This is a genomic window from Pelomonas dachongensis, assembly GCF_043555865.1.
In the GTDB taxonomy this organism is placed as follows: Bacteria; Pseudomonadota; Gammaproteobacteria; order Burkholderiales; family Burkholderiaceae_C; genus Pelomonas; species Pelomonas dachongensis.
This window is the reverse complement of record NZ_JBIGHY010000009.1, coordinates 1-23,987: the sequence shown is the minus strand read 5'-3', so window position 1 is coordinate 23,987 and position 23,987 is coordinate 1. Positions and strand designations below refer to the sequence as shown.

23 protein-coding genes, 1 tRNA gene and 2 pseudogenes are annotated in these 23,987 nt (G+C 66.7%); 17 read left to right on the top strand and 9 right to left on the bottom strand.

Annotated features, from left to right (window positions below):
• Nucleotides 1-37: 37 nt before the first annotated feature.
• Nucleotides 38-460, bottom strand: coding sequence for a large conductance mechanosensitive channel protein MscL (gene mscL / locus ACG02S_RS20970; RefSeq protein ID WP_394472437.1), 423 nt, complete (start codon nt 458-460; stop codon nt 38-40).
• A gap of 174 nt (nt 461-634) precedes the next feature.
• Between mscL and petA the strand changes: the two genes are divergently transcribed.
• The 6 genes from petA (at nt 635) to ACG02S_RS20940 (ending at nt 4,851) form a co-directional block, all read left to right on the top strand.
• Entirely contained in the window at nt 635-1,231 is a 597-nt protein-coding gene (petA, locus tag ACG02S_RS20965; protein ID WP_394472436.1) for a ubiquinol-cytochrome c reductase iron-sulfur subunit, read from the top strand.
• 21 nt (nt 1,232-1,252) lie between these two features.
• Complete coding sequence (locus ACG02S_RS20960; RefSeq protein WP_394472435.1) at nt 1,253-2,659, top strand: cytochrome b N-terminal domain-containing protein; 1,407 nt, start codon at nt 1,253-1,255, stop codon at nt 2,657-2,659.
• Nucleotides 2,660-2,678: 19 nt separating this feature from the next.
• On the top strand, nt 2,679-3,449 hold the full coding sequence (locus ACG02S_RS20955; RefSeq protein WP_394472434.1) for a cytochrome c1: 771 nt from the start codon (nt 2,679-2,681) through the stop codon (nt 3,447-3,449).
• Between the two features lie 139 nt (nt 3,450-3,588).
• A complete protein-coding gene (locus ACG02S_RS20950) occupies nt 3,589-4,206 on the top strand; it encodes a glutathione S-transferase N-terminal domain-containing protein (RefSeq protein ID WP_310329329.1) in 618 nt (205 codons plus the stop codon).
• Nucleotides 4,206-4,718 (top strand): ClpXP protease specificity-enhancing factor, encoded by a 513-nt coding sequence (locus tag ACG02S_RS20945; RefSeq protein ID WP_394472433.1) that lies wholly within the window; start codon nt 4,206-4,208, stop codon nt 4,716-4,718. Before ACG02S_RS20950 ends, ACG02S_RS20945 begins: the two co-directional genes overlap by 1 nt.
• Nucleotides 4,719-4,775: 57 nt before the next feature.
• Nucleotides 4,776-4,851, top strand: a tRNA-Thr gene (locus ACG02S_RS20940).
• 34 nt (nt 4,852-4,885) lie between these two features.
• Here the strand turns inward: ACG02S_RS20940 and ACG02S_RS20935 are convergent.
• A complete protein-coding gene (locus ACG02S_RS20935; protein WP_394472432.1) occupies nt 4,886-5,221 on the bottom strand; it encodes a hypothetical protein in 336 nt (111 codons plus the stop codon).
• 166 nt (nt 5,222-5,387) lie between these two features.
• Here ACG02S_RS20935 and secA point away from each other — a divergent pair, with 166 nt between their 5' ends.
• The 7 genes from secA to ACG02S_RS20900 all read left to right on the top strand — a co-directional run bounded on the left by secA (nt 5,388) and on the right by ACG02S_RS20900 (nt 15,436).
• On the top strand, nt 5,388-8,132 hold the full coding sequence (gene secA / locus ACG02S_RS20930) for a preprotein translocase subunit SecA (RefSeq protein ID WP_394472431.1): 2,745 nt from the start codon (nt 5,388-5,390) through the stop codon (nt 8,130-8,132).
• 450 nt (nt 8,133-8,582) lie between these two features.
• A complete protein-coding gene (gene ltrA, locus ACG02S_RS20925) occupies nt 8,583-9,974 on the top strand; it encodes a group II intron reverse transcriptase/maturase (protein ID WP_394472592.1) in 1,392 nt (463 codons plus the stop codon).
• A gap of 267 nt (nt 9,975-10,241) precedes the next feature.
• A complete protein-coding gene (locus ACG02S_RS20920) occupies nt 10,242-10,748 on the top strand; it encodes a hypothetical protein (RefSeq protein ID WP_394472430.1) in 507 nt (168 codons plus the stop codon).
• 28 nt (nt 10,749-10,776) lie between these two features.
• Nucleotides 10,777-11,433 carry a PEP-CTERM sorting domain-containing protein gene (locus ACG02S_RS20915; RefSeq protein WP_394472429.1) on the top strand — a complete coding sequence of 219 codons (657 nt, stop codon included), beginning with the start codon at nt 10,777-10,779 and terminating at the stop codon, nt 11,431-11,433.
• 97 nt (nt 11,434-11,530) lie between these two features.
• Nucleotides 11,531-12,760, top strand: coding sequence for a bifunctional glutamate N-acetyltransferase/amino-acid acetyltransferase ArgJ (gene argJ / locus ACG02S_RS20910; RefSeq protein WP_394472428.1), 1,230 nt, complete (start codon nt 11,531-11,533; stop codon nt 12,758-12,760).
• Nucleotides 12,761-12,869: 109 nt separating this feature from the next.
• The gene (locus ACG02S_RS20905; protein WP_394472427.1) at nt 12,870-14,999 is read left to right on the top strand and encodes a prolyl oligopeptidase family serine peptidase; all 2,130 of its coding nucleotides are present in this window, start codon (nt 12,870-12,872) and stop codon (nt 14,997-14,999) included.
• A complete protein-coding gene (locus ACG02S_RS20900) occupies nt 14,996-15,436 on the top strand; it encodes a GNAT family N-acetyltransferase (RefSeq protein WP_394472426.1) in 441 nt (146 codons plus the stop codon). The genes ACG02S_RS20905 and ACG02S_RS20900 overlap by 4 nt, the downstream gene beginning before the upstream one ends.
• A gap of 3 nt (nt 15,437-15,439) precedes the next feature.
• Here the strand turns inward: ACG02S_RS20900 and ACG02S_RS20895 are convergent, their stop codons facing one another.
• Nucleotides 15,440-16,333 (bottom strand): MBL fold metallo-hydrolase, encoded by an 894-nt coding sequence (locus tag ACG02S_RS20895; RefSeq protein ID WP_394472425.1) that lies wholly within the window; start codon nt 16,331-16,333, stop codon nt 15,440-15,442.
• Between the two features lie 104 nt (nt 16,334-16,437).
• On the opposite strand from ACG02S_RS20895, the gene ACG02S_RS20890 reads away from it, so the two are divergent.
• On the top strand, nt 16,438-17,331 hold the full coding sequence (locus tag ACG02S_RS20890; RefSeq protein ID WP_394472424.1) for a LysR family transcriptional regulator: 894 nt from the start codon (nt 16,438-16,440) through the stop codon (nt 17,329-17,331).
• Here the strand turns inward: ACG02S_RS20890 and ACG02S_RS20885 are convergent.
• The 3 genes from ACG02S_RS20885 to ACG02S_RS20875 are packed head-to-tail and all read right to left on the bottom strand — an operon-like array spanning nt 17,328 to nt 19,816.
• Nucleotides 17,328-18,659: a hypothetical protein gene (locus ACG02S_RS20885; protein WP_394472423.1), complete on the bottom strand. Its 1,332-nt coding sequence runs from the start codon at nt 18,657-18,659 to the stop codon at nt 17,328-17,330. The genes ACG02S_RS20890 and ACG02S_RS20885 overlap by 4 nt on opposite strands.
• Nucleotides 18,660-18,717: 58 nt before the next feature.
• A complete protein-coding gene (locus tag ACG02S_RS20880) occupies nt 18,718-19,377 on the bottom strand; it encodes an alpha/beta hydrolase (RefSeq protein WP_394472422.1) in 660 nt (219 codons plus the stop codon).
• Nucleotides 19,370-19,816, bottom strand: a complete 447-nt coding sequence (locus ACG02S_RS20875; RefSeq protein ID WP_394472421.1) for a GNAT family N-acetyltransferase — start codon at nt 19,814-19,816, stop codon at nt 19,370-19,372. Before ACG02S_RS20875 ends, ACG02S_RS20880 begins: the two co-directional genes overlap by 8 nt.
• 53 nt (nt 19,817-19,869) lie before the next feature.
• Between ACG02S_RS20875 and ACG02S_RS20870 the strand changes: the two genes are divergently transcribed.
• Nucleotides 19,870-20,541 (top strand): histidine phosphatase family protein, encoded by a 672-nt coding sequence (locus ACG02S_RS20870; protein WP_394472420.1) that lies wholly within the window; start codon nt 19,870-19,872, stop codon nt 20,539-20,541.
• Between the two features lie 27 nt (nt 20,542-20,568).
• Here the strand turns inward: ACG02S_RS20870 and ACG02S_RS20865 are convergent, their stop codons facing one another.
• On the bottom strand, nt 20,569-21,312 hold the full coding sequence (locus ACG02S_RS20865; RefSeq protein ID WP_394472419.1) for a tRNA-uridine aminocarboxypropyltransferase: 744 nt from the start codon (nt 21,310-21,312) through the stop codon (nt 20,569-20,571).
• Between the two features lie 51 nt (nt 21,313-21,363).
• Between ACG02S_RS20865 and ACG02S_RS20860 the strand changes: the two genes are divergently transcribed.
• Nucleotides 21,364-22,617 carry a class I SAM-dependent methyltransferase gene (locus tag ACG02S_RS20860; protein ID WP_394472418.1) on the top strand — a complete coding sequence of 418 codons (1,254 nt, stop codon included), beginning with the start codon at nt 21,364-21,366 and terminating at the stop codon, nt 22,615-22,617.
• A 7-nt stretch (nt 22,618-22,624) separates the two neighbouring features.
• On the opposite strand, the pseudogene ACG02S_RS20855 reads toward ACG02S_RS20860, so the two are convergent.
• Nucleotides 22,625-22,754: pseudogene (locus tag ACG02S_RS20855) on the bottom strand (IS110 family transposase); the annotation flags it as partial.
• Nucleotides 22,755-23,079: 325 nt separating this feature from the next.
• Here ACG02S_RS20855 and ACG02S_RS20850 point away from each other — a divergent pair.
• The gene (locus ACG02S_RS20850; protein ID WP_394472417.1) at nt 23,080-23,331 is read left to right on the top strand and encodes a hypothetical protein; all 252 of its coding nucleotides are present in this window, start codon (nt 23,080-23,082) and stop codon (nt 23,329-23,331) included.
• 411 nt (nt 23,332-23,742) lie between these two features.
• Here the strand turns inward: ACG02S_RS20850 and ACG02S_RS20845 are convergent.
• Nucleotides 23,743-23,987, bottom strand: a pseudogene (locus tag ACG02S_RS20845) (integrase core domain-containing protein); the annotation flags it as partial.

Below are 23,987 nucleotides of genomic sequence, written 5' to 3'. Positions count from 1 at the left end.
GTAACTATTGCTTACCGGGCGGGCGGAACGTCGGGGCCTAGCGCTTCAGCGAATCGCGGATCTCTCGCAGCAGCTGGATGTCTTCGGGCGTGGGCGGCGGCTCGGCCGGCGCGGGTGCCGGCGCCGGTGCGCTGCGCAGACGGTTGACCTGCTTGATCATCAGGAAGATGACGAAGGCCAGGATGATGAAGTTCAGCGAGACGGTGATGAAGCTGCCATAGGCAAGTACGGCACCTTCCTTCTTGGCGTCGGCCAGCGTCGTGGCCGTTTGGCCCGCCAGCGGGATGAAGTAGTTGCTGAAGTCCAGCCCGCCGAAGATCTTGCTGACGACCGGCATGATGACGTCGCCGACCAGCGAGTCGACGATCTTGCCGAAGGCGCCGCCGATGATCACGCCGACCGCCAGGTCGACGACGTTGCCTTTGACGGCGAACTCCTTGAACTCGGAAAAGAAACTCATGAATGGGGCTCCTTGGGGCGGGCCGAAGTGTACGCAGCGATGTTGACCGCAGGCCCCGGGCCGCAGAAGGCGGGTAAACCTGTGGGTCGTGGTGGCGTCGGTCCCGCGGAGTGCAAACCAGCGTCCGCTAGAATCCTCGGCTGCCCCGAATAGAAGTCTCTTCAGAGGACCCTCATGAGTGACCAGCAAGTGGACCAAGGCAAGCGCACCTGGTTGATCGCGACCGGCTGTGCCGGTGCCGTGGGTGGTGTTGCAACCGCCGTTCCCTTCGTCAGCACCTTCGCGCCCAGCGAGCGAGCCAAGGCGGCCGGCGCGCCGGTCGAGGTGGACATCTCCAACATCAAGCCCGGCGAGAAGCTGACGGTGGAGTGGCGCGGCAAGCCGGTCTGGATCGTGCGCCGCACGCCCGAGCAGCTTGAAGCCCTGAAGAAGCACGACGGCGAACTGGCGGATCCCAACTCGGACCGCAAGGCCTACCCGACGCCGGCGTACGCCAAGAACGAATACCGCTCGATCAAGCCCGAGTTCTTCGTGGCGGTCGGCATTTGCTCGCATCTGGGTTGCTCGCCGAGCGACAAGTTCGCCACCGGCGCCCAGCCCTCGCTGCCCAACGACTGGGCTGGCGGCTTCCTGTGCCCCTGCCATGGCTCGACCTTCGACATGGCTGGCCGCGTCTTCAAGAACAAGCCTGCGCCGGACAACCTCGAAGTCCCGCCGTACATGTATCTGTCCGACACCCGTCTGCTGATCGGTGACGACAAGAAGGCCTAACGAGAACAAACGGGACGACACATGGCTGAATTCAAGGAAGCCCCTGCCGGCGCCTCGGTGGGTGTGAAGACGATGACCTGGCTGGAGAACCGGTTCCCGACCGCGTTCGATGCGTACAAGGTCCACATGTCGGAGTACTACGCTCCGAAGAATTTCAACTGGTGGTACATCTTCGGCTCGCTGGCACTGCTGGTGCTGGTGATCCAGATCGTCACCGGCATCTTCCTGGTGATGCACTACAAGCCGGACGCGGCGCTGGCCTTCGCGTCTGTCGAGTACATCATGCGCGATGTGCCCTGGGGCTGGCTGATCCGCTACATGCACAGCACGGGCGCCTCGGCCTTCTTCGTTGTCGTCTATCTGCACATGTTCCGCGGCCTGATCTACGGCAGCTACCGCCAGCCGCGCGAGCTGGTGTGGATCTTCGGCTGCGCGATCTTCCTGTGCCTGATGGCCGAAGCCTTCATGGGCTACCTGCTGCCCTGGGGCCAGATGTCCTACTGGGGCGCCCAGGTCATCGTGAACCTGTTCGCCGCCGTGCCGTTCGTCGGTGAGGATCTGGCGCTGATGATCCGCGGCGACTATGTCGTCGGCGACGCGACGCTGAACCGCTTCTTCAGCTTCCACGTCATCGCCGTGCCGCTGGTGTTGCTGGGCCTGGTGGTGGCCCACCTGCTGGCGCTGCACGATGTCGGCTCGAACAACCCGGACGGCGTCGAGATCAAAAAGGGCCCGAAGGACGCGAACGGCAAGCCGCTGGACGGCGTGCCCTTCCATCCGTTCTATTCGGTGCACGACCTGTACGGTGTCTGCCTGTTCCTGATGGTGTTCACTGCCATCATCTTCTTTGCCCCGGAGATGGGCGGCTACTTCCTGGAGTACAACAACTTCATCCCGGCCGACCCGCTGAAGACACCGGCGCACATCGCACCTGTCTGGTACTTCACGCCGTTCTACTCGATGCTCCGCGCGACGACCGATCCGATGGTCAACGTGTTGTGCGCACTGATCGGCGCCGCCGCCATCGTGAGCTTCCTGAAGGGCAAGTTCGGTGGCCCGGCCAAGATCGCGCTGCTGGTCGGCGCGGCCGTGATGATCTTCCTGCTGAAGATCTTCGACGCGAAGTTCTGGGGCGTGGTCGTCATGGGCGGCGCGGTCATCATCCTGTTCTTCCTGCCCTGGCTGGACCACAGCCCGGTCAAGTCCATCCGTTACCGCCCGGACTGGCACAAGTGGGTCTACACGGTGTTCGTCGTGTTCTTCCTGGTGCTGGGCTATCTGGGCATCCAGCCGCCGAGCGACATGGGCACGCTGGTGGCGCAAGCCGGGACGCTGTTCTATTTCGGCTTCTTCCTGCTGATGCCGTGGTGGAGCCGGCTCGGCACGCCCAAGCCTGTGCCTGATCGCGTGACCTTCCACGCCCACTGAGCCGCGGAGCAGAACACCAATGAAAAAGCTGATTGCGATCCTGCTGGCTTCGCTGAGCCTGAGCGGTGCCGTCCATGCTGCCGGTGGCGGCATCGAGTGGGACAAGTTCCCCAAGGAGAAGATGTCCGACATGGCGGCGTTGCAGAACGGCGCCAAGCTGTTCGTCAACTACTGCCTGAACTGCCATGCCGCGGCGTTCAACCGCTACAACCGCATGCGCGATCTCGGCCTCTCCGAAGCCGAGATCAAGAACAACCTGCTGTTTGCCGCCGACAAGGTGGGCGACACGATGAAGGTGAGCCTGAACCCGCAGGACGCCAAGGACTGGTTCGGCGCCAACCCGCCGGACCTGACCGTCATTGCGCGGTCGCGCGCCGATGCGTCCAAGGGCTCGGGTGCGGACTACCTCTACACCTACATGCGGAGCTTCTACCGCGACGACACCAAGGCGACGGGCTGGAACAACCTGGCTTTCCCCAGCGTCGCGATGCCGCACGTGATGTGGGAGCTGCAGGGCCAGCGCGCCGCCAAGTTTGACGAGGTCACCGACCCGCATGACCACGCCAAGAAGATCCACGTCTTCGCCGGCTACGAGCAGCTGACGCCCGGCAAGATGACCGAGCGCCAGTACGACGAGGCCGTCGCCGACCTCGTCGCCTACCTGCAGTGGATGGGTGAGCCCGCACAGGGCCAGCGCTTCCAGCTGGGTGTGATCGTGCTGATCTTCCTCGGCTTCCTGACCATCTTTGCGTGGCGTCTGAACGCCTCGTACTGGAAGGACGTGAAGTAAATCTTCGAGTCCCGGCACCGCCCGACGGTGGTGCCAAACACGCAGTGGGGCGGACAACCAGCCACCCACTGCGTTTGCTTTTTCAGCGCAGCCTCACCGCCGCGCGTTTTGATTGACTGACCCCTCGGGAGCCCAAGCCATGATGGTCCTCTACTCCGGTACCACCGACCCCTACTCGCACCGCTGCCGTTTCGTGCTGTTCGAGAAAGGCATGGACTTCGAAATCCGTGACGTCGACCTGTTCGCGAAGCCGGAAGACATCGCCCTGATGAACCCGTACAACGAGGTGCCCATCCTCGTCGAGCGCGACCTCATCCTGTACGAGTCGCACATCATCAACGAGTACATCGACGAGCGCTTCCCGCACCCGCAGCTGATGCCCGGCGACCCGGTGGCTCGCGCCCGCGTGCGCCTGTTCCTGCTGAACTTCGAGAAGGAGCTGTTCGCCCACGTGAACGTCCTCGAAGGCCGTGGCACGACCGTCAAGGCGACCGACAAGCAACTGGAGAAGGCCCGCTCGCAGATCCGCGACCGCCTGACCCAGCTCGCCCCGATCTTCCTGAAGAACAAGTACATGCTGGGCGACGACTTCTCGATGCTCGACGTGGCCATCGCCCCGCTGCTGTGGCGCCTGGACTACTACGGCATCGACATGTCCAAGAACGCGCTGCCGCTGCTGAAGTACGCCGAGCGCATCTTCAGCCGCCCGGCCTACATCGAGGCACTGACGCCGTCTGAAAAGGTCATGCGCCGCTGATGGACCAGACCCCCGCTCCCGGCGGTGCGGGCAACGGCACGTCCACCCGCCCGTACCTGATCCGCGCGCTGCACGACTGGTGCACGGACAACGGCTTCACGCCCTACATCGCGGTCCACGTCGACCGCTCGGTGCAGGTGCCGATGGAGTATGTGTCCAACAACGAGATCGTGCTGAACGTCGGCTTCGATGCGACCAGCGGGCTGGACCTGGGCAACGAGTTCATCCAGTTCAAGGCCCGCTTCGGCGGTGTGGCGCGCGAGATCGTCGTGCCCGTGGACCATGTGGTCGCAATCTATGCGCGCGAGAACGGTCAGGGCATGGCCTTCCCGGCCCCCGAGCCGCTGGTCGAAGGCGCTGCGCCACCGCAGCCCGCGCCGGTCGCTGCCGAGCCGCGTCGCAGTGGCCTGCGGCTGGCCAGCGAGACGGGGGACGACGAGGGTGACGACACGCCACCGTCGCCGGACGCACCGAGCGGCGCTCCTCGACCGGCGCTCAAGCGCGTGAAATAGCGCTCGCCTCTCGCGAGGCGCGTGCTGCGAGCGTCTAGAATCGCGCTCCCAGTTTTCGCCGGCTTAGCTCAGTTGGTAGAGCAACCGCCTTGTAAGCGGTAGGTCATCAGTTCGAATCCGATAGCCGGCACCAACGAAAACCCACGGTCTTGCGACCGTGGGTTTTTCTATTTCTGCGCCAGCTTGATGCGGATGCGCCCGGGCAGGCCGGCCTGTGCGAGCAGCCCCTCCAGCCGCGGCAGCAGGTGGCGCAGTTTGGCGGCCACGGCAGCATTGGCCACCAGCAGGCTCCAACCTTCCTCGTCCAGTGGGCCGGACTGGATGCTGACCAGCAGCGGGCCAGGCAGCGCCGGCGCAATGACGCGCAACCGGCGCTTGGACGCCTCCAGCCGTTCACTCAGACGGGCCAAGCTCTCGTGGGCGCGCAGGGCCTGTGCAACCGGCATCGGATCGGGGACGCTGGGGCGCCGACCTTTGGCGGTGAGGTAGCGGGGCGCGGGCATCGCGGCAGTGTAGTCAGGCGTCAAAGGCTGCAGAGGCCCGCTGCTAAACTGCACCGTTTTGCGCGGCCAGGCAAGTCCTGCTTGCATTGGCCCCATGCGCCCCCAGATTCGCGCCTCCGACCGAACCGCGTCGACGCCGCCGTCCCTCGCCCAGCCCCCAATCAGCATGTTGCCCAAGCTTCTCACGTCGATTTTCGGTAGCCGCAACGAGCGCCTGCTCAAGGAATACCGCCGCACCGTGGCGCAGATCAATGCGCTGGAGCCGAAGTACGAGGCCTTGAGCGACGACGAGCTGCGCGCCCAGACGGCCGAGTTCAAGCAGCGCATCGCCAACGGCGCCACCGTCGACCAGATCCTGCCCGAGGCCTTCGCCGTCTGCCGAGAAGGCAGCAAGCGGGCGTTGAAGATGCGTCACTTCGACGTGCAGCTGATCGGTGGCATGGTGCTCAACGCCGGCAAGGTGGCCGAAATGCGCACCGGCGAGGGCAAGACGCTGATGGCTACGCTGCCCGTGTACTTGAACGCACTGACGGGCAAGGGCGTCCACGTCGTGACGGTGAACGACTACCTCGCGCGCCGCGACGCCGAGTGGATGGGCAAGCTGTACACGTTCCTGGGCCTGTCGGTGGGCATCAACCTGCCGCAGATGCCGCGCGAGCAGAAGCAGGCCGCCTACGCCGCCGACGTCACCTACGGCACCAACAACGAGTACGGCTTCGACTACCTGCGCGACAACATGGTCTACGAGACGGCCGACCGCGTGCAGCGCGGCACGTCCTACGCCATCGTCGACGAGGTGGACTCCATCCTGATCGACGAGGCGCGCACACCGCTGATCATCTCGGGGCAGGCCGACGACCACACCGACGTCTACCTGAAGATCAACAGCATCGTTCCGGGCCTGAAGAAGCAGATCGGCGAGCTGGACCCGCGCACGGGCGAGGGCGTCATCGAGCCGGGCGACTTCACGGTGGACGAGAAGTCACACCAGATCCATCTGACCGAAGACGGCCACGAGAACGCCGAGCGCCTGCTGACCGAGGCCGGCCTGATCGCCGAGGGCGCCAGCCTGTACGACGCGGCCAACATCACGCTGATGCATCACTTGAATGCAGCGCTGCGGGCCCATCACGTCTATCACAAGGACCAGAGCTACGTCGTGCAAAACGGCGAGGTCATCATCGTCGACGAGTTCACCGGCCGCCTGATGTCGGGTCGCCGCTGGAGCGACGGCCTGCACCAGGCCGTCGAGGCCAAGGAAGGCGTGCAGATCCAGGCCGAGAACCAGACGCTGGCGTCCATCACGTTCCAGAACTACTTCCGCATGTACGGCAAGCTGTCCGGCATGACGGGCACGGCTGACACCGAGGCCTACGAGTTCCAGGAGATCTACGGCCTGGAGACGGTCGTCATCCCGCCGAACCGCCCGACCATCCGCAAGGACGAGCTTGACCTGGTCTACAAGACCGACAAGGAAAAGTACGCCGCGGTCATCGAGGACATCCGCGCCTGCCACACGCGTGGCCAGCCGGTGCTTGTGGGCACCACGTCCATCGAGAACTCGGAGCTGATCTCCAACCTGTTGAACCAGGCCAAGCTGCCGCACAACGTGCTGAACGCCAAGCAGCACGAGAAGGAAGCGCAGATCGTCGCCCAGGCCGGCCGCCCGGGCGTCATCACCATCGCCACCAACATGGCCGGCCGCGGCACCGACATCGTGCTGGGTGGCAACGTCGAGAACCAGGTCAAGTTCCTGGAGGCCGATGAGTCCATCCCCGAGGGCGAGAAGGCCGCGCGCATCCAACAGCTGAAGGACGAGTGGCAGGGCCTGCACGACAAGGTGAAGGCCGAGGGCGGCCTGCGCATCATTGCGACCGAGCGCCACGAGAGCCGCCGCATCGACAACCAGCTGCGCGGCCGTGCCGGCCGGCAGGGCGACCCGGGCAGCTCGCGCTTCTACCTGTCGCTTGACGACCAGCTGATGCGCATCTTCGCCGGCGAGCGCGTGCGCGCCATCATGGACCGGCTGAAGATGCCCGAGGGCGAGGCCATCGAGGCCGGCATCGTCACGCGTTCCATCGAAGGCGCGCAGCGCAAGGTCGAGGCCCGCAACTTCGACATCCGCAAGCAGCTGCTGGAGTACGACGACGTGTCGAACGACCAGCGCAAGGTCATCTACCAGCAGCGCAACGACATCCTCGAGGCTGAGCAGCTCGTGGCGCAGATCGCCTCGCTGCGCGCGTCCACGCTGACCGACGTCGTGCGCACCTACGTGCCGGCCGAGAGCGTCGAGGAACAGTGGGACCTGCCCGGCCTGGAGCAGGTGCTGAAGGACGAGTGGCAGCTGGACGTCGGGCTGTCGGAGCTGGTCAGGAAGAGCGACTCCATTACCGACGACGACCTGCTGGAAGCCGTCATCAAGGCCGGCGACGCGCTGTTCCAGACCAAGCTGGACCGTGTCGGCATCGAGCAGTTCAACCCCTTCATGCGCATGGTGCTGCTGCAGAGCATCGACCAGCGCTGGCGCGAGCACCTGGCAGCGCTGGACTACCTGCGCCAGGGCATCCACCTGCGCGGCTACGCCCAGAAGAATCCCAAGCAGGAGTACAAGCGCGAGGCCTTCGAGCTGTTCTCGCAGCTGCTGGACGTCGTGAAGATGGAAGTCACCCGCACGCTGCTGAACGTGCGCATTCAGAGCCAAGAAGAGGCTGACCAAGCCGCCGAGGCCATCGAGCGGCGCGCCGAGGCCGTGTCCAACGTGACCTACGAGCATCCCAACGAGGACGGCTCGGTGTCCAAGGAGGTCGACCCCGCCACGCTGCTGCAGCAGTACGGCCATGTCGGCCGCAACGACCCGTGCCCCTGCGGCAGCGGCAAGAAGTTCAAGAGCTGCCACGGCAAGCTGGCCTGAGCGTCCGCACGCCAAGCCATGACGGGCCGGCTCTGCCGGCCCGTTTTCATGTGCGCCCAGCATGGGCGCACTCTTACGGGTGCAAGTCCCGTCGTAAGTTGATCACGACGAACGAAGCGAAGCGCAACTGCGTGAGGGCGACCGAGCGTGGGAAGGAAGCGTGGAGCGTAAATCGCGAGCCGATGAACAAGAACCGCATCGAAGGCGCTGCCGAGCAGGGCGAGTGGGCATGATTCCACGAAGCTCTCGTGATCAAGGCGAAGCGGCGTAAATGCGGCGGTTGTGCGATGAAGGAGTGCGTTCTTACCTGGGGACGCCTCGTCTTGTGCCTGAAAGGGCGACGGCCATGCCGGAGCGAGGTCTCAGCAGAGGTCGTAGTAGCCGGGTAGCGGGGCCGCCGAGGCCGCCAGCGAGAGGTGAAGGACCGAACGAGAGCAAGTGACCGAGGAGCTGGGAATGTCAAAGGCCATGCGTCAGATGCCGGAGGCAGCCGGGCGGGCGGGGGAAGGGCGCGGTGAAGCCGCGTTCCAACCGGCCAGCGACGAAGCCTGCGACCCGTCCCAGGAGCACCAGGGCACAGGGTCAGCAATGCCAGAGGCGGGGGCTGGCACCCTGCTGGAGGCGGCGCTGACGAGAGAGAACCTGCAAGCGGCTTGGAAGCGGGTCAAGGCCAACAAGGGCGCGGCGGGCGTGGACGGGCTCGACATCGAGCACACACAGCGCCTGCTGCAAACGACATGGCCGCAGATCCGCCAAGAGCTGCTGGGAGGGCGGTACCGCCCTGCGCCGGTGCGCAGGGTGATGATTCCCAAACCGGACGGAAGCCAGCGCGAGCTGGGTATCCCGACGGTGACGGACCGACTGATCCAGCAGGCACTGCTGCAAGTGCTGCAACCGCTGATCGACCCCACCTTCAGCGACCACAGCCACGGGTTCCGGCCGGGCCGAAGTGCGCACGACGCGGTCAAAGCCGCGCGGGCGTACGTCCAATCGGGCAAGCGCGTGGTGGTGGACGTGGACCTGGCGAAGTTCTTCGACCGGGTCAATCACGACATTCTTGTTGACAGGCTCAAGAAACGCATCGCGGATACGGCCGTCCTGCGGCTCATCCGTGCGTACCTGAACGCTGGGATCATGGATGGCGGGGTGGTGGTGGAGCGCCAACAGGGCACACCGCAAGGTGGGCCGCTGAGCCCGCTGCTGGCCAACGTGCTGCTGGACGAAGTGGACAAGGCGATGGAGGCGCGGGGCTACTGCTTCGCGCGCTATGCCGACGACAGCAACGTCTATGTGGGCAGCCGACGAGCCGGCGAGCGGGTGATGGCGTGGCTCAGGACGCTGTACGGCAAGCTGAGGCTTCAGATCAATGAAGCCAAGAGTGCCGTGTGCAGCGCCTTCGGGCGCAAATTCCTGGGCTACGAGCTGTGGGTATCCAAGGGGCGCGAAGTGAAATGCGCGGTGGCCCACAAGGCGCTGGACAACTTCAAGGCGCGCATCCGGGAACTCACGGGCCGCTCAGGCGGACGCAGCATGGCGCAAGTGGTGCAGGCGCTGCGACCCTACATGCTGGGCTGGAAGGCGTACTTCGGGTTGGCACAGACACCGAGCGTCTGGCGCAAGCTAGACCAGTGGCTGCGGCACCGGTTGCGGGCCATCCAGCTCAAACACTGGCGTGGGTCGCACGCGATCTACCGGGCGCTCAAAGCTCTTGGCGCCACGGACACTGCGGCAAAGCGGGTGGCGAGCAACAGCCGATGCGGGTGGAGAAACAGCGACGGGCTACTCAAGACGGTCCTGACCATCAGCTACTTCGACCGGCTGGGGCTTCCCCGGCTCTCTTGACCTCAAACTCTCGAACCGCCCGGTGCGGACCCGCATGCCGGGTGGTGTGGGAGGGGCTCGGTCAGAATGTCTGGCCGCCCCTATCCCGATTGGGGCGACCCGCGCCGCGAGCCCACCCATGTGGGGGGAAAAGCGTGCGTTTGAGCACATAGAGCCCCAAGCGCCACGCGCATGGGGGGTGCTCCCCCCGGCATCGCCCCCCTAGAGTGCAGTCCCAGAGAGCCCCGCCACTGGGGTTTGCCCGATAGAAGTTCCAGAAAGCTCGTCATGAAAGCCCTGTTCGCAGCCGCCGCAGCACTTGTCCTGGCCACCAGCGCGTCGGCCGGCCCCGTCACGGTTAGCAACACGACCCACAAGGACCCGACGGGGTTCGGCACCGCCTTCACCGACAGCAACGTCTACACGTTCACGCTGACCGAGGACACCTGGTTCAACGGCCTGCTGAAGACCAAGGGTGCGCTGACGTCCAACCCGGCCACCGACATCAAGTCGGTGACGCTGTCCAACCTGACCACCGGCGAGACGATCAGTTGGTCGGAGCTGGTGGCCATCAGCTGGACCACGACTCGCGTCGGTCTCGAGCAATGGTCGCTGTCGCCGCGCGAACTGGATGCGGGTACCTGGGTCCTGAGCGTCAGTGGCACCAGCTACGCCAACAAGCAAGGCAACGGCTACACCGTGGCCATGGAACTGCCCGAGCCCGGCAGCGTCGGTCTGGCCTTCGTGGCCGTGTGTGGCGCACTGTTCGCCTCCCGTCGCCGCAAGTCGGCCTGAACGCCGCAGCCTGCCTCAAGGAATCCTCATGAAGAAGCAACTCTCGACGATCATCGCCGCCGTGTTCATGCTGGCCGGCGCGCAGGCTGCCCACGCCAGCGACATCTCCATCGCTTGGCAAGGCAACGCGGCCCAGGCCGGCGTGGCGCTGCAGGCGTTTGACACGCGCCTGAGCACCACTGAGGCGGTGTTCGACGACTACGCGCTCCAGTTGCAGTACACCAACCTGACCAGCGGCACCAGCTTCGCAGCCTTCTGCATCGAGCCGCTGGCCGGCAACTCCGTGCTGCCTGCCACCTACTCGGTGTCGTCGTTCTCCGGCGTCGAAGCCAGCCACCTGGCCGCGCTGTACCAGACGTCGTTCAGCACCAGCATGAATGCCACGCAGCAGGCGGCCTTCCAGCTCGCCGTCTGGGAGTTCACGCAGGAGTCCTCGACTTTTGGCACGCAGACGGGCGCCTTCGTTTCCCAGGGCCCGTCGGCCGTGACGACACTGGCGGACAGCTACCTGGCCGCCGCGCTGAGCTTCTCGGGCACCAGCAGCTACCAGGTCACCAAGCTGACCAGTGGCGACTACCAGGATCTGGTGTTCGCCACCGCTGTGCCGGAACCCGGGACCTACGCGCTGTTCCTGGCCGGACTGGGAGCCATCGGCATGATCGCCCGCAGGCGCCTGCCGCGCTGACCGGACCGGTCGCCCGCTTGCCAAGGCTCCTTCGGGAGTCTTTGTTGTTTTAGCTTTCTACAATCCGCGCGCTTTCCCTGAACCCACCGAGCGCGCCATGCCTGTCAATCTCACCGCCCCCGATCCCGCCACCCTGTTGCCCGTGCCGGGCGTGCGCCTCGGCGTGACGATGGCCGGCGTGCGCAAGGCCAACCGGCGCGACCTCAACGTCATCGTGCTGGACGAGGGCGCGGCCGTGGCCGGTGTGTTCACGACCAACCGCTTTTGTGCCGCGCCGGTGCAGGTGTGCCGCGAGCACCTGGCCGGCGGCGCTGCCGTGCGCGCGCTGCTAATCAACACCGGCAACGCCAATGCCGGCACTGGTGCCGATGGCCTGGCCCGTGCCCGCGAGACCTGCCAGGCGCTGGCTGGCCTGATCGGCTGCGCACCCGAGCAGGTGCTACCGTTCTCCACCGGCGTCATCATGGAGACGCTGCCGGTGGACCGCATCACCGCCGGCCTGCCGGCCGCGCTGGCTGCGCTGCGGGACGACGGCTGGGGCGAGGCTGCACTGGGCATCATGACAACGGACACGCTGCCCAAGGCCGCGTCGCGCCGCATCACGCTCGGCGGCGTGCCGGTCACGTTGTCAGGCATCTCCAAGGGCGCCGGAATGATCCGGCCCAACATGGCGACGATGCTTGGCTTCGTCGCCACCGACGCCAACATCGCGCCTGCGCTGCTGCAGCCCCTGGTGAAGGAGGCCGCCGATGCGTCGTTCAACCGCATCACCATCGACGGCGACACGTCGACCAACGACTGCTTCCTGCTGATCGCCAGCCGCAAGGCGCAACACACCGAGATCACGTCGCTGGACAGCGCCGACGCAAAGGCGCTGCGCGAAGCGCTGATCGCGCTGAGCCAGGAGCTGGCCCAGGCCATCGTGCGCGACGGCGAGGGCGCCACCAAGTTCATCACGATCACGGTGGAAGGCGGGCGCGACGAGGCCGAATGCAGGCTGGCGGCCTACGCCATCGCGCACTCGCCGCTGGTCAAGACGGCGTTCTTCGCCAGCGACCCGAACCTGGGCCGCATCCTGGCCGCCGTCGGCTATGCCGGCATCGGCGACCTGGACCAGGGCCTGATCGACCTGCACCTGGACGATGTGCACGTGGTGACGCGCGGCGGCCGCCGGCCCGAGTACCGCGAGGAAGACGGCCAGCGCGTCATGAAGCAGAGCGAGATCACGATCCGCATCGGCCTGAACCGCGGTGCGGCCAGCGCCACCGTCTGGACCTGCGACCTTAGCCACGACTACGTGACCATCAACGCCGACTATCGGAGCTGATGGCGCTGCGCCCTGGGGTTTGTGCTGTCAGGGCTTCATCGCATGACCATCGGCGGCGCCGATGGAGGGCGGGACAATCCGCGCCTTCTTGACCCCAGGACTTCGCACGATGAAGCTCGCCCTGACCGCCGTTACCCTCGCGGCCATGCTGACCCCCGCTGCCCACGCCCAGACGCTGACCTACCCCGTCACCCGCCAGGTCGACCAGGTCGATGCGTACCACGGCACCACCGTCACCGACCCCTACCGCTGGCTGGAAGACGACAACAGCGCCGAGACCAAGGCCTGGGTGACGGCGCAGAACGCCGTCACCGACAAGTTTCTCGAAGCCATGCCGCAGCGCCTGCCGGCGCGCCGCATCTACACCGAGCTTTACAACTTCGAGCGCTTCGGCATCCCGTTCCGGGAGGGTGACCGCTACTTCTGGAGCCGCAACGACGGCCTGCAGCAGCAGAACGTCATCTACTGGGCGCCGTCGCTGAAGGACGCGCCGCAGGTCGCGCTGGACCCCAACGGCTTCTCCAAGGATGGCACGGTGGCGCTCAGCGGCCTGGTGCCCTCGCGCGACGGCAAGCTGCTGGCTTACGGCGTCGCTGGCGCCGGCTCCGACTGGCAGACTTGGCGCGTGCGCGACCTCGCCACCGGCAAGGACCTGGACGACAAGATCGACTGGGTCAAGTTCAGCAGCGCGTCCTGGACTGCTGACGGCAAAGGCTTCTTCTACTCGCGCTACGACGCACCCAAGGACGGCGAGAAGCTCAAGGGCGCCAACTACTTCCAGAAGCTCTATTACCACCGTCTGGGCACGCCGCAAAGCGATGACGTGCTCGTCGCCGAGAACCGCGACGACAAGGAGTGGGGCTTCGGCGCCGAGGTGTCCGACGACGGCCAGCTGCTGCTCATCAACGTTTGGAAGAGCGCCGGCAGCAAGAACGGCCTGCTGGTACTGCCGTTGCCCAAGGGTGCCTTCGCGGGCGGCAAGCCGCAGCCCATCACGCTGGATTTCGACGCGATGTACAGCCCCGTCGCCGTCACCGGCGGGCGGCTGGTGCTGCGCACCGACAAGGGCGCACCGCGCGGCAAGATCATCACCGTGGACCTGAAAAACCCCGCGCCGGCCGGCTGGAAGACGCTGGTGGCCGAAGGTCCGGACGCGATGACGCAGGCCTCGGGCGTCGGTGGCCGCTTGCTGCTGAGCTACCTGAACGACGCGGCCACGCTGGTGCGCGTGCACGCGGCCGATGGCAAGCGCCTCAGCGAGGTCAAGCTGCCCGGCATCGGTACGGCGGGTGGCTTCGGCGGGCGCTGGAGCGACACCGAGACCTTCTTCAGCTACACCAGCCTGACCACGCCGTCCGAGATCCATCGCTATGACGTGAAGACCGGCCAGACCACGCTGTTCAAGAAGCCCAAGACCGCCTTCAACGCCGACGAGTTCGAGACGCGCCGCGAGTTCGTCACCAGCAAGGACGGTACGCGCTTTCCCATCTTCATCGCCGCGAAGAAGGGCTTGAAGCTGGACGGCAGCAACCCCACGCTGCTGTACGGCTACGGCGGCTTCAACATCAACATCACGCCAGGCTACGGCGTCACGGCCGCGACCTGGCTGCGCATGGGCGGGGTCTACGTCAGCGCGTCGCTGCGCGGCGGCGGCGAGTACGGCTCGGCGTGGCATGACGCCGGCACCCAGCTGCGCAAGCAGAACGTGTTCGACGACTTCATCGCCGCTGGCGAATGGCTGGTCAAGCAGAAGATCGCCAGCCCGGCAACGCTCGCCATCAACGGCGGCTCCAACGGCGGCCTGCTCGTGGGCGCGGTCACCAACCAACGCCCCGACTTGTTCGCCGCTGCCGTGCCGCAGGTGGGTGTGATGGACATGCTGCGCTACCAGCACTTCACTATCGGCTGGGCCTGGGCGTCGGACTACGGCACCAGCGCCGACAGCCCCGAGATGTTCAAGGCGCTTCACGCGTACTCGCCGCTGCACAACATCAAGAGCGGCGCGAAGTACCCGGCCGTGCTGGTCACGACAGCCGACCACGACGACCGCGTCGTGCCGGCGCACAGCTTCAAGTACACGGCTGCGCTGCAAGCTGCGGACACCGGCCCGGCGCCCAAGCTGATCCGCATCGAGGTCAACGCCGGCCATGGTGCAGGCAAGCCCACGTCGAAGATCATCGAGGAGCGCAGCGATGTGCTGGCCTTCATCGCCAATACGATGAAGCTCGAAGTCAAGTGACGGAGACGGTCGCCATCCGCGACCTGGGCGTCGGCGATGTCGACGCCCTGCTGGCGCTCTACCAGCAGTTGAACGAGGGCGATGCACCGCCGCCGCCCGAGTCGGTGCGCGCCGCGTTCACGCATCCTGGCCTGCGCCACTTCGGTTTGTTCGACGGCGACACGCTGGTGGCCACCTGCAACCTTGCCGTCATTCCCAACCTGACGCGCGGTGGACGCAGCTACGGCGTCATCGAAAACGTGGTCACGCGCGAGGACCGCCGCAACCGCGGCCACGGCCAAGCCGTCATCCGCCATGCCATTGACCAGGCCTGGGCGATGGGTGCCTACAAGGTGCTGCTGACCACCAGCCGCCAGGATCCGGCGGTGTGGGCGTTCTACGAGCGCTGCGGCTTCGACCCCGGCGACAAGCGCGCCTTCGTCATCCGGCGCAACTGAGGCTCACCACTTCATCTCGCCCTTGTTGACCTTCGCGCCGATGTCCAGCGCGATGCCCAGGCCCGCGTCCGGGTAGGCCTGCTGCATAGCCTGGATCAGTGCGGCGGCGTTGGCGGCCTTGGGCAGCTCGGTCTCGAAGCGGGCCAGGTAGTCCTGCGTGTAGCGCAGCTGTGTCGCGTCGTGCGATGCGCCGGCGCGGCTGTGGCCGGGGATGACGCGCAGCGGCTGCAGTGTGACCATCGTGCCCAGTTTGGCGCTCCAGGCTGCGCGTTCCTGCGCGGTCTGCGTGTCGGCCGTCCACACATGCAGGCCGGCGAACACGTTGACGCCGCCCGCGATGGTGCGCAGCGACGGGATCCACACATAGCTGCGGTGCGGCAGTGTGTCGTCCAGGCCGCGGATCTCCAGCTTCTCGCCTTCCAGCTCGATCACCGGCGTGGCCAGCGCCTCAGGCAGCGGCACGGCCTGCGGCGCGTTGGCGCCCAGGCGCGGGCCCCAGACCTGCAGCTTGGTCGCCAGCGTGGCTTCGATCTTCTTCAGCGTCGGCGCCGTCGCGACCACGCGTGCCTGCGGGAAGAAGGTCTTCAGCACGCCGATGCCGAAGTAGAAGTCCGGGTCGGCCTGGCTGATGTAAATGGTTTTCAGCGTCTTCTTGCTGTCCAGCACCATGCTGGCGATCCGCAGTGCATCGGCGCGCGTGAAGCCGGTGTCCAGCAGCACGGCGTCGGTCTTACCGGACACCAGCACCGCGTTGACGTGAAAGCTGGCGGCGTCGGCGTTGTACACCTGCAGCGTCAGCGGTGCGGTGGCATTGGCCTGCGCACTGGCATCCACGGCGTGCAGGGTCAGCGCAGCGAGCGGCAGCAGGCGGGTCAGGATCTTTTGAAAGGCGGTCATCGTGCGTCGTCTCGGGTTGAACAGAATGCCGCCACTCTATTAAAGCTGTTTTGGTTGATAAATAACGATAGAGTCAATGGTTTGTCAATTCAATCGGGCAAATCATGGACCGGCTGACCGCGATGCAGGTGTTCGTCGAAGTGGCCGAGCGCGGCAGCCTCACGCAGGCCGGCGACGCGCTGGAGATGTCCCGCGCCATGGTGTCGCGCTACCTGGAGAGCGCCGAGCGGTGGCTGGGCGCGCGGCTGCTGCAGCGCACGACACGGCGCGTCAGCCTCACCGAGGCGGGTGCTGCCGCGCTGCAGCGCTGTCGCCAGATGCTGGAGCTGGTGCGCGAGACGGAGGCTGCCGCCGGCGCGCAACGCCTGGCCCCGCGCGGGCGGTTGCGCGTGACGGCCAGCGCCTCGCTGGCCCAGGCTAAGTTGGCCGCCGCGATGGCGGCGTTCCTGGCGCTGCACCCCGACTGCGAGGTGGAACTGGTGGTGCTGGAGCGCGCGGTGAATCTCGTCGAGGAGCGCATCGACTTGGCCGTGCGCATCAGCAACCAGCTCGATGCCCACCTCGTCGCCCGCCCGCTGGGGCGTTTCAGCTCCGTGCTGTGCGCCGCGCCGGCCTATCTGGATGCCGCGCCGCCTCTGGTGCAGCCGCAAGACCTGGCCCAGCACCGCTGTGTGACGCATGCCTACGTCAACCGCGACGACTACGCGCTGCAGGACCGTGAGGGGCGGTGGCTGCGCGTGCCGGTGCGTTCGGTACTGCAGAGCAACGATGCCGGCGTCATGCGCAGCGCGGTGCTGGCGGGTGCGGGCCTGGCCATCCTGCCCGACTATCTGGTCGAGGAAGACCTGCAACTCGGGCGCTTGCGGCGGGTGCTGACCGGGCACGAGCCCGAATCGCACGGCATCCACGGCGTCTACCTGTCGCGCCAGTATCAGCCGCTGGCGCTGCGCCTGCTGCTGGACTTCCTGGCCCAGCGCTTCAGCGGCGCGGGCGCCTAGAAGTTCACGGCCTTCGTCTTCAGCCCACGCGCCACCAGCGTCGCGTTGATGAGCTGGGCCTGCTCGCGGCTGGCGAACGGCCAGATCGTCGCGCGCCAGCCCTCGGGCGTTTGGATGACGTCGGACTGCAGCGCCTCGGGGTTGCTGTGCACGCCCACCAGACCGGCCTTCATGCGGGCCAGCAGCGCTTCGGCCTGCGCTTTGCTGCCGGGCGGGCCGACCAGCGCAACGGCCACCTTGGCCGGCGAGCCCGCCATCTGCGCCAGCCGCGGGTCCGGCGGCTCGGCCTTCGCAGGTTCGGGCGTGGCGGGCGAGGGCGCCGCTGCGGGTGCAGGCGTGGGCGTCGGTGAACTGGCCGCGGGGGCCGGGGCCTTGTCGGCGGCCTTGTCGCCGCCCTTCTCAGCGGCCTTCTCGGGCGCCTTACCGCCCCCCAGCGGCGGCAGCTGCTTGCCGTCCGTTCGCGTAACCAGGCGCGGGCGGATGTCGGGCACCGGCGCATCGCTGGCGCCTGTTTCCGGCAGTGGCGCGATGTCGGACGCGGCTTCGGCGGGCGCCGAGGCCTCGGCGCCCGGCACCGAGGCGGCTGGTGCGACCACCGGCACGCTCGCCGGCGCAGGGGCCATCAAGGCCATCGAGGCGGCGCTGGCCTGCGCAGGTGCGGCAGGTGCAGCTGGCATGGCTGGTGGTGGCGCCGGCCGTGGCCACAGTTGCCAGACCGCCAGCGCCCCCAGCAACAGCAGCGTGACGCCCGCCGCGGCCACACGGCGCGGGTCCCACAGCCGCCGGCCGATGATCTGCGACGGGATGCCGCGCCCCAGCAGCACGCGGGTGCGGGCCTCGCCCTGGTCCGCGCCGGCGCTCATCAGGTACAGCTCGAACGGCCAGCCGCCATGTTTTGCGGCCTGCTGCTCGTCGATGACGATGACACGCCAGGGCCGCGTCTCGGGCGTGGCCGGCGGCTCCGCGTAGCCGTGCGCCAGCGCGAAGCGCTCGATGCGCGTCGGGCTGAGGCCGGGCAGGAATTTTTCGTTGAAAGCCCGCCACTGCGTGCGCGGCGCCCGGCCCAATAGCCGCGACAGCAGTCCCGGCACCGCCTTCAGCCGCTGCAGCCAGACCGCGCCGCGCGACACCGGCGGCGAGCCGTGCAGTTCGTCGAACGCGCTGACCGCGTCAGTCAGCACCGGCTCGACAAGCCCGCCTGCCTGCGCCGACGCGCGCACGAAGGGCAGGGCCACCACGCCGATGGTGTGCACGTCCGCCACGCCGATGCGGCGTGCGAGGGGGTGGCGGTTGTGCCAGTCGACGATCTGTTCGGCAAGACGCTCCATGACGGCTTGATCTTCCCCGAGATGCGGCTCTGGCTGCCGCCGGAACAGCGCCCCGAAGTCAGCCCAGTTGCTTCAGCAGCCAGGCGTTCAGGTCGGCGATCTCTTCGGCGCAGACCGAGTGCGGCATCGGGTAGTCGTGCCACTCGACGTCGTGGCCCAGCGCGCGCAACGCATCGCGGGCGGCGGTGCCGCGCGCCGGCGCGACGATGGGGTCCTGCGTGCCGTGGGCCAGGAAGATCGGCAGGTCGGCGTTAGCGTCGGTGCGCTCCGCTGCGGTGGTGGCGGCCAGCGGCACATAGCCCGACAGACCTACCGCGCCGCCCAGCCGGTGCGGGTAGCGCAGCGCGGTCATCAGCGTCATCGCGCAGCCTTGGGAGAAGCCCATCAACACGATGCGGTTCGCCGGCACGCCGCTTGCGCGTTCGGCGTCGATGAGCTCGGCGATCTGCCGCTGCGACTCGCGCAGGCCGGCCTCGTCCTCGCGGCGCACGAGGTCGGTGACGAGGATGTCGTACCAGGCGCGCATCACGTAGCCGTTGTTGATGGTCACGGGCCGCTGCGGCGCGTGCGGGAACACGTAGCGCACCGGGCCGATGGCCGCCAGGTCCAGCTCGCCGCAGATGGGCACGAAGTCGTGGCCGTCGGCACCCAGGCCGTGTAGCACGATGATCGTCGTGCGCGGGTTGGGAGCGGTCTCGATGACGTGGGTCTCAAGCATGTCGGGTCCAGTTTTTCTTCAGCAGTTCAAAGTGCTTGTCGCCATAGGCGTCCAGGCCTTCAGCGGTGGGTTGCCAGCCGGCGCGGCGGTAGAAGGCCTCGGCGCGGGAGTCGGGCTCGGTGCCCAGGTCCAGCCTTTCGTGGCCCTGCGCGAACAACCAGTCCACCATCACGTCGTGCAACTGGCGCCCATAGCCCCGGCCATGCAGCGGCGGGTCCACGAACATGGCCCAGATATGGCCGTCGCGGTTGTCGGCGATGGCGAAGCCGGCGATGCGTCCGTTCTCCAGTTCAACCACCCAGCCGCGGCCGTAGTCGTTCAGGTAGGCGTGCAGTTCATCGTCCTTGATACGGCCAGGCGTCAGCTTGTTTTCGGTGACGGCGTAGCGCACGCGCCAGAGTTCGGCGGTGTCGGCGAGGGTGGCCTGTCGGATCAGCATGGCCGTCATTGTCGCGACAGTCTGTGGCGCTGCGGCGCGCCATGATGGCTGCCATGGGAAGCCTTTATCTCGTCCGCCACGGCCAAGCCAGCTTCGGCGCGGCCGACTACGACCAGCTAAGTGCCCGGGGCCATGAGCAATGCCGGCTGCTCGGCGCCTACTGGCGCGAGCGCCGCCAGCGCTTCGACGCGGTGTTCACCGGCACGTTGCGGCGGCACGCGCAGTCGCTGGCCGGCATCGTCGAGGGCTACGGCGAAGACCTGCCCACGGTTGCGCTGCCGGGCCTCAACGAGTACGACAGCGAGGCGGTCGTGCGCGCCATCCACCCGGCGCCGCTGGCCAGGCCCACCGACCCCGAGACCGTCAAGCAGCACTTCCGGCTGCTGCGCACCGGGCTGCTGGCCTGGATGCGTGGCGAGACGCAGCCGCAGGGCATGCCCGCGCATGTGGACTTCCATGCCGGAATCGTCGACGCGCTGGCGCGCGTGCTGGCGGCGGGCGTGGGCAAGCAGGTGCTGATGGTCAGCAGCGGCGGCCCCATCGCTACCGCGGTGGCGCATGTGCTGCAGGCGCCGCCCGAAAGCTTGGTGGAGCTGAATCTGCGCCTGCGCAATGCGTCGCTGACCGAGCTGGCTTACAACCGCGAGCGCTTCCACCTCGTCACGTTCAACACGCTGCCGCATCTGGACACGGCCGAGACGCGGGCGCTCATCACGCACGCCTGAGGCCCGCGGCGGCGCGGCGCGCGTCGCTCACGCCTGCGGGGACAGCGCGCGGTGCAGGCGCTGGTGCTCGGCGCTGTTCCCGTCGACCGGCAACTGGTTGCGCGCTTGCAAGTAGTGGTGCATGAACACGCCCAGGTAGGCCTGCAGCGTTTCCTCGGCGCGAGCGTCTCCGGCCAGGCCCAGGCAGCGCGCGGCAACCTCGCTGGTGCACAGGTGGTCGCTGCACCAGGAGCGGCGCAGCCGGTACTGCGACGCGTCGGCGGGCGCCAGGCTGAGCACCGGCAGGTGGTTCAGGTAGGGGCTGCGGCTGAACATCTTGCGCGCCTCCGCCCAGGTGCCGTCCAGCAGGATGAACAGCGGCCGCCGGGACGTGCCGCCGGGGCCCGGCGTGCGCGGCGGAAGAGCGTTCACCACACGCTCGGGCGCCGTGTACTCGCCGGGAAACACGACATAGCCCTCCCAGACGGGATCGCTCAGCAGCGCGATGAGGGCGGGGTCAACCTCGGTGCGCGACCAGCCGAACGCGAAGGTGTCCGCCACCAGGTCCGCGATCAGCCAGCCCGTGTTGGTCGGCTTCAGCGGCTCGATGTCCGCCATCAGCAGGCACACCGCGGCCTGCGTATCCAACGGCGTGCGCAGCGCGCACATGCAGTGCGAGGGCAGCAGCCGGCAGCTCTCGCAGCGCTCCCGCTTGAAGCCGCCGCGGACCATGAAAGGCTTGGTGGCGCGCGCCAGACGGGCGGCGCGAAGACGGGACACGGCGTGGGGCATGCGCGGATTGTCCGGTCAGGCCGATATGCCGGATCTCCGACAATCCCACCGATGTCCTCGCCGCTGTTCACCTCCCTCGTCACCCCGCCCCCCGCCGCCACCGCGCCTGCGCACGAGCGCTTCCTGCATCTGGTGCGGCTGGCGCTGGCCGGCGGTCAGTTCGGCAAGCTGCTGCTGTCGGGCCCGGTGGGCGACGACGAAGACGTGGAGCGGCTGACCGTGCGCGCCATCGACCTGCGCAGCGAGCCGGCATTGAGCTTTCTGTGGAAGTACCGGACCAAGGACGTCACGAAGAATCATGCGCCCGGCGCCGGCTTGGCCGAGATCGCCACGCTGCTGGGCGCGCGGTTTCGCAACGCGCACCTGCACACGGCGGCCGAAGAGGTGCAGTTCGCCGTCAGCCGCAAGGGCCGCGAGACGTTGCGCGTGACGCGCCTGGACAGCGCCGAGGCCGCGCCTGCACCGGCCGCGCACGACAAGGCCAAGCAGCGCCCGCTGGAGATGGCGAACCCGGTCTGGTCGGCGCTGGGCCTGACGCACTTGGTGAAAGGCGAGCCCTCACTGGTGCCGGCGATGGCGCGCAAGTGGAAGCAGATCAACCGCTTCGTCGAAATCCTGTCGTCCGCCGTCGACGAGGCGCAACTGCAGAGCCCCGTGCCTGGGCCCATCAGGGTGGCCGACTTCGGCTCGGGCAAGGGCTACCTGACCTTTGCCGTGCACGAGTGGCTGCAGGCGCGCGGCTTGCAGCCGCGCGTCACCGGCATCGAGCTGCGCGACGACATGGTCAGGCTGTGCAACGCGGTCATCGACGGCGAACAGCTCGCCGGCATCCGCTTCGACCAGGGCGACGTGCGCACCCAGGCCGTGCAGCCGCTGGACGTGATGATCGCGCTGCACGCCTGCGACATCGCGACCGACCACGCGCTGCACGTCGGGCTGAAAAGCGGCGCGCGCATCATCATGAGCTCGCCCTGCTGCCACAAGGAGCTGCGGCCGCAGATGACGTTGCCCGCTGTGCTGCGGCCCATGCTGCAACACGGCATCCACCTGGGCCAGGAAGCCGAGATGGTGACCGACTCGCTGCGCGCATTGCTGCTGGAGACCCAGGGCTACCGCACGCAGGTGTTCGAGTTCATCGCGCTGGAGCACACCAGCAAGAACAAGATGATTCTGGCCGTGAAGGCGCAGGGTGCCGCGGCCGAGGTGCTGGCCGCGCGCCGGCCCGAGCTGCTGGCGCAGATCGCCGAGATCAAGCGCTTCTACGGACTCAGGGAGCAGCGGCTGGAGCGGTTGCTAGCGGGCTGAACCCGAACGCGATCAACTCATGCAGCTTTTGCGAGGCACGGCGGTGCCACCCAGCTCCCGCCTCGCCCGCCTCGTTCACGCCGCGGGCCGCGAAAACGTTCTTGGCGAGGTTGGATGCCCGCGGTCAAAATCGTCATGGATCCCCGTCTGAATGAGTTGATGACAGATCTCACTTCCCCTCGTGGTACCTGATTGGCGTCGACCGCAGCGCGGCAGGTTCGGGACGGGGAAGTCCCATTCATTTGTTAGCCATCCATGCGATTTAGTGCGCACGCGACAGAGATCCGGGTGGATGTTCGGCACCGTTCGAATGGAATGGCCACAGCGGCATGCTGCCTGTTCCTCCGAATTTATGGGCCTGCAGACTTCTGGAGTCATAGGCGCTGGCGGTTCTCGGTTGGCGACCTCGCCGTTGATACTGAGAGAAATCGGTGGTCGAGTTGTGTTTCACGCGGCCACGTAGTGCTGGACACCGAGGAAGTTTCTGCGTCCGATCGTGGTTCGGAGACGGTTGGCTTTGTACGGTGTAAGGATCTGATTGTTCCGTCGCTGCGAGAAATTCAGATCTTGGCGATGGCACTCATCCGAGACCATGGTTTTGAATTCGATCCGTACTTCGTCAATGAGCTTGATCCGGTGACCGAGATAGCTAACCAGGCGATCGAGCCGACTCGCGTCGGCAAATCGCCGCTCGCGGCTCAGCTTCAACGTTGAACAGCGGCAATGCGGCTAGGCACAGTTCTCATCGGCATTGGAATTCTGGCTGCGCTGAACGGCTGCGACGCTGGCTGCGGCAACGAGGTCGCTTCAACCGTTGAGTCACCTCAGGGCGGGCGCGTTGCAGTGATCTTCAATCGCAATTGCGGGGCGACTGCCGGCTTCAATACGCAGCTATCGGTTCTGGCAAAAGGCGACATATTTCCCAGCGAAGCGGGAAACACGTTTATTGCCGATGGATCGCTGGCACTAAGAGTTCGGTGGATTTCGGAGTCTGAGCTAGTTGTCACAGGCCATCAGGGCGCGAAGATATTCAAGCAAGAGAAGACCGCAGACGGAGTTGCGGTCTCGTATGAATGAAACCCTACGGTTCAACCTTTTGCTCAGCGGACGGCTTGCACGTTGAGGCTATGTGTCAAGACCCGCCTGTTTGTATACAGCGCGCTTGAACAAATGGGGCTTGGCGACCTGCCAAGCTTGAAGGGCTTGCACGGGTGAGCGGTGGTCGAGCGAGCGTTGCGGGATGTGTGGTGGTTGTAGGTCTTGCAGTACGCCGTGAGCGTGGCTTCCAACTCGGCGCCCGAATTGAATCGGGTCTGCTGCACGACCTCGCTGATGCGGCCATTGAAGCGCTCCACCAGGCCGTTGGTCTG

What these genes read in the sequence shown, in the direction of transcription:
- mscL (WP_394472437.1), bottom strand. Translation starts at nt 460, where the DNA reads ATGAGTTTCTTTTCCGAGTTCAAGGAGTTCGCCGTCAAAGGCAACGTC.
- petA (WP_394472436.1), top strand. Translation starts at nt 635, where the DNA reads ATGAGTGACCAGCAAGTGGACCAAGGCAAGCGCACCTGGTTGATCGCG.
- ACG02S_RS20960 (WP_394472435.1), top strand. Translation starts at nt 1,253, where the DNA reads ATGGCTGAATTCAAGGAAGCCCCTGCCGGCGCCTCGGTGGGTGTGAAG.
- ACG02S_RS20955 (WP_394472434.1), top strand. Translation starts at nt 2,679, where the DNA reads ATGAAAAAGCTGATTGCGATCCTGCTGGCTTCGCTGAGCCTGAGCGGT.
- ACG02S_RS20950 (WP_310329329.1), top strand. Translation starts at nt 3,589, where the DNA reads ATGATGGTCCTCTACTCCGGTACCACCGACCCCTACTCGCACCGCTGC.
- ACG02S_RS20945 (WP_394472433.1), top strand. Translation starts at nt 4,206, where the DNA reads ATGGACCAGACCCCCGCTCCCGGCGGTGCGGGCAACGGCACGTCCACC.
- ACG02S_RS20935 (WP_394472432.1), bottom strand. Translation starts at nt 5,221, where the DNA reads ATGCCCGCGCCCCGCTACCTCACCGCCAAAGGTCGGCGCCCCAGCGTC.
- secA (WP_394472431.1), top strand. Translation starts at nt 5,388, where the DNA reads ATGTTGCCCAAGCTTCTCACGTCGATTTTCGGTAGCCGCAACGAGCGC.
- ACG02S_RS20920 (WP_394472430.1), top strand. Translation starts at nt 10,242, where the DNA reads ATGAAAGCCCTGTTCGCAGCCGCCGCAGCACTTGTCCTGGCCACCAGC.
- ACG02S_RS20915 (WP_394472429.1), top strand. Translation starts at nt 10,777, where the DNA reads ATGAAGAAGCAACTCTCGACGATCATCGCCGCCGTGTTCATGCTGGCC.
- argJ (WP_394472428.1), top strand. Translation starts at nt 11,531, where the DNA reads ATGCCTGTCAATCTCACCGCCCCCGATCCCGCCACCCTGTTGCCCGTG.
- ACG02S_RS20905 (WP_394472427.1), top strand. Translation starts at nt 12,870, where the DNA reads ATGAAGCTCGCCCTGACCGCCGTTACCCTCGCGGCCATGCTGACCCCC.
- ACG02S_RS20895 (WP_394472425.1), bottom strand. Translation starts at nt 16,333, where the DNA reads ATGACCGCCTTTCAAAAGATCCTGACCCGCCTGCTGCCGCTCGCTGCG.
- ACG02S_RS20890 (WP_394472424.1), top strand. Translation starts at nt 16,438, where the DNA reads ATGGACCGGCTGACCGCGATGCAGGTGTTCGTCGAAGTGGCCGAGCGC.
- ACG02S_RS20885 (WP_394472423.1), bottom strand. Translation starts at nt 18,659, where the DNA reads ATGGAGCGTCTTGCCGAACAGATCGTCGACTGGCACAACCGCCACCCC.
- ACG02S_RS20880 (WP_394472422.1), bottom strand. Translation starts at nt 19,377, where the DNA reads ATGCTTGAGACCCACGTCATCGAGACCGCTCCCAACCCGCGCACGACG.
- ACG02S_RS20875 (WP_394472421.1), bottom strand. Translation starts at nt 19,816, where the DNA reads ATGCTGATCCGACAGGCCACCCTCGCCGACACCGCCGAACTCTGGCGC.
- ACG02S_RS20870 (WP_394472420.1), top strand. Translation starts at nt 19,870, where the DNA reads ATGGGAAGCCTTTATCTCGTCCGCCACGGCCAAGCCAGCTTCGGCGCG.
- ACG02S_RS20865 (WP_394472419.1), bottom strand. Translation starts at nt 21,312, where the DNA reads ATGCCCCACGCCGTGTCCCGTCTTCGCGCCGCCCGTCTGGCGCGCGCC.
- ACG02S_RS20860 (WP_394472418.1), top strand. Translation starts at nt 21,364, where the DNA reads ATGTCCTCGCCGCTGTTCACCTCCCTCGTCACCCCGCCCCCCGCCGCC.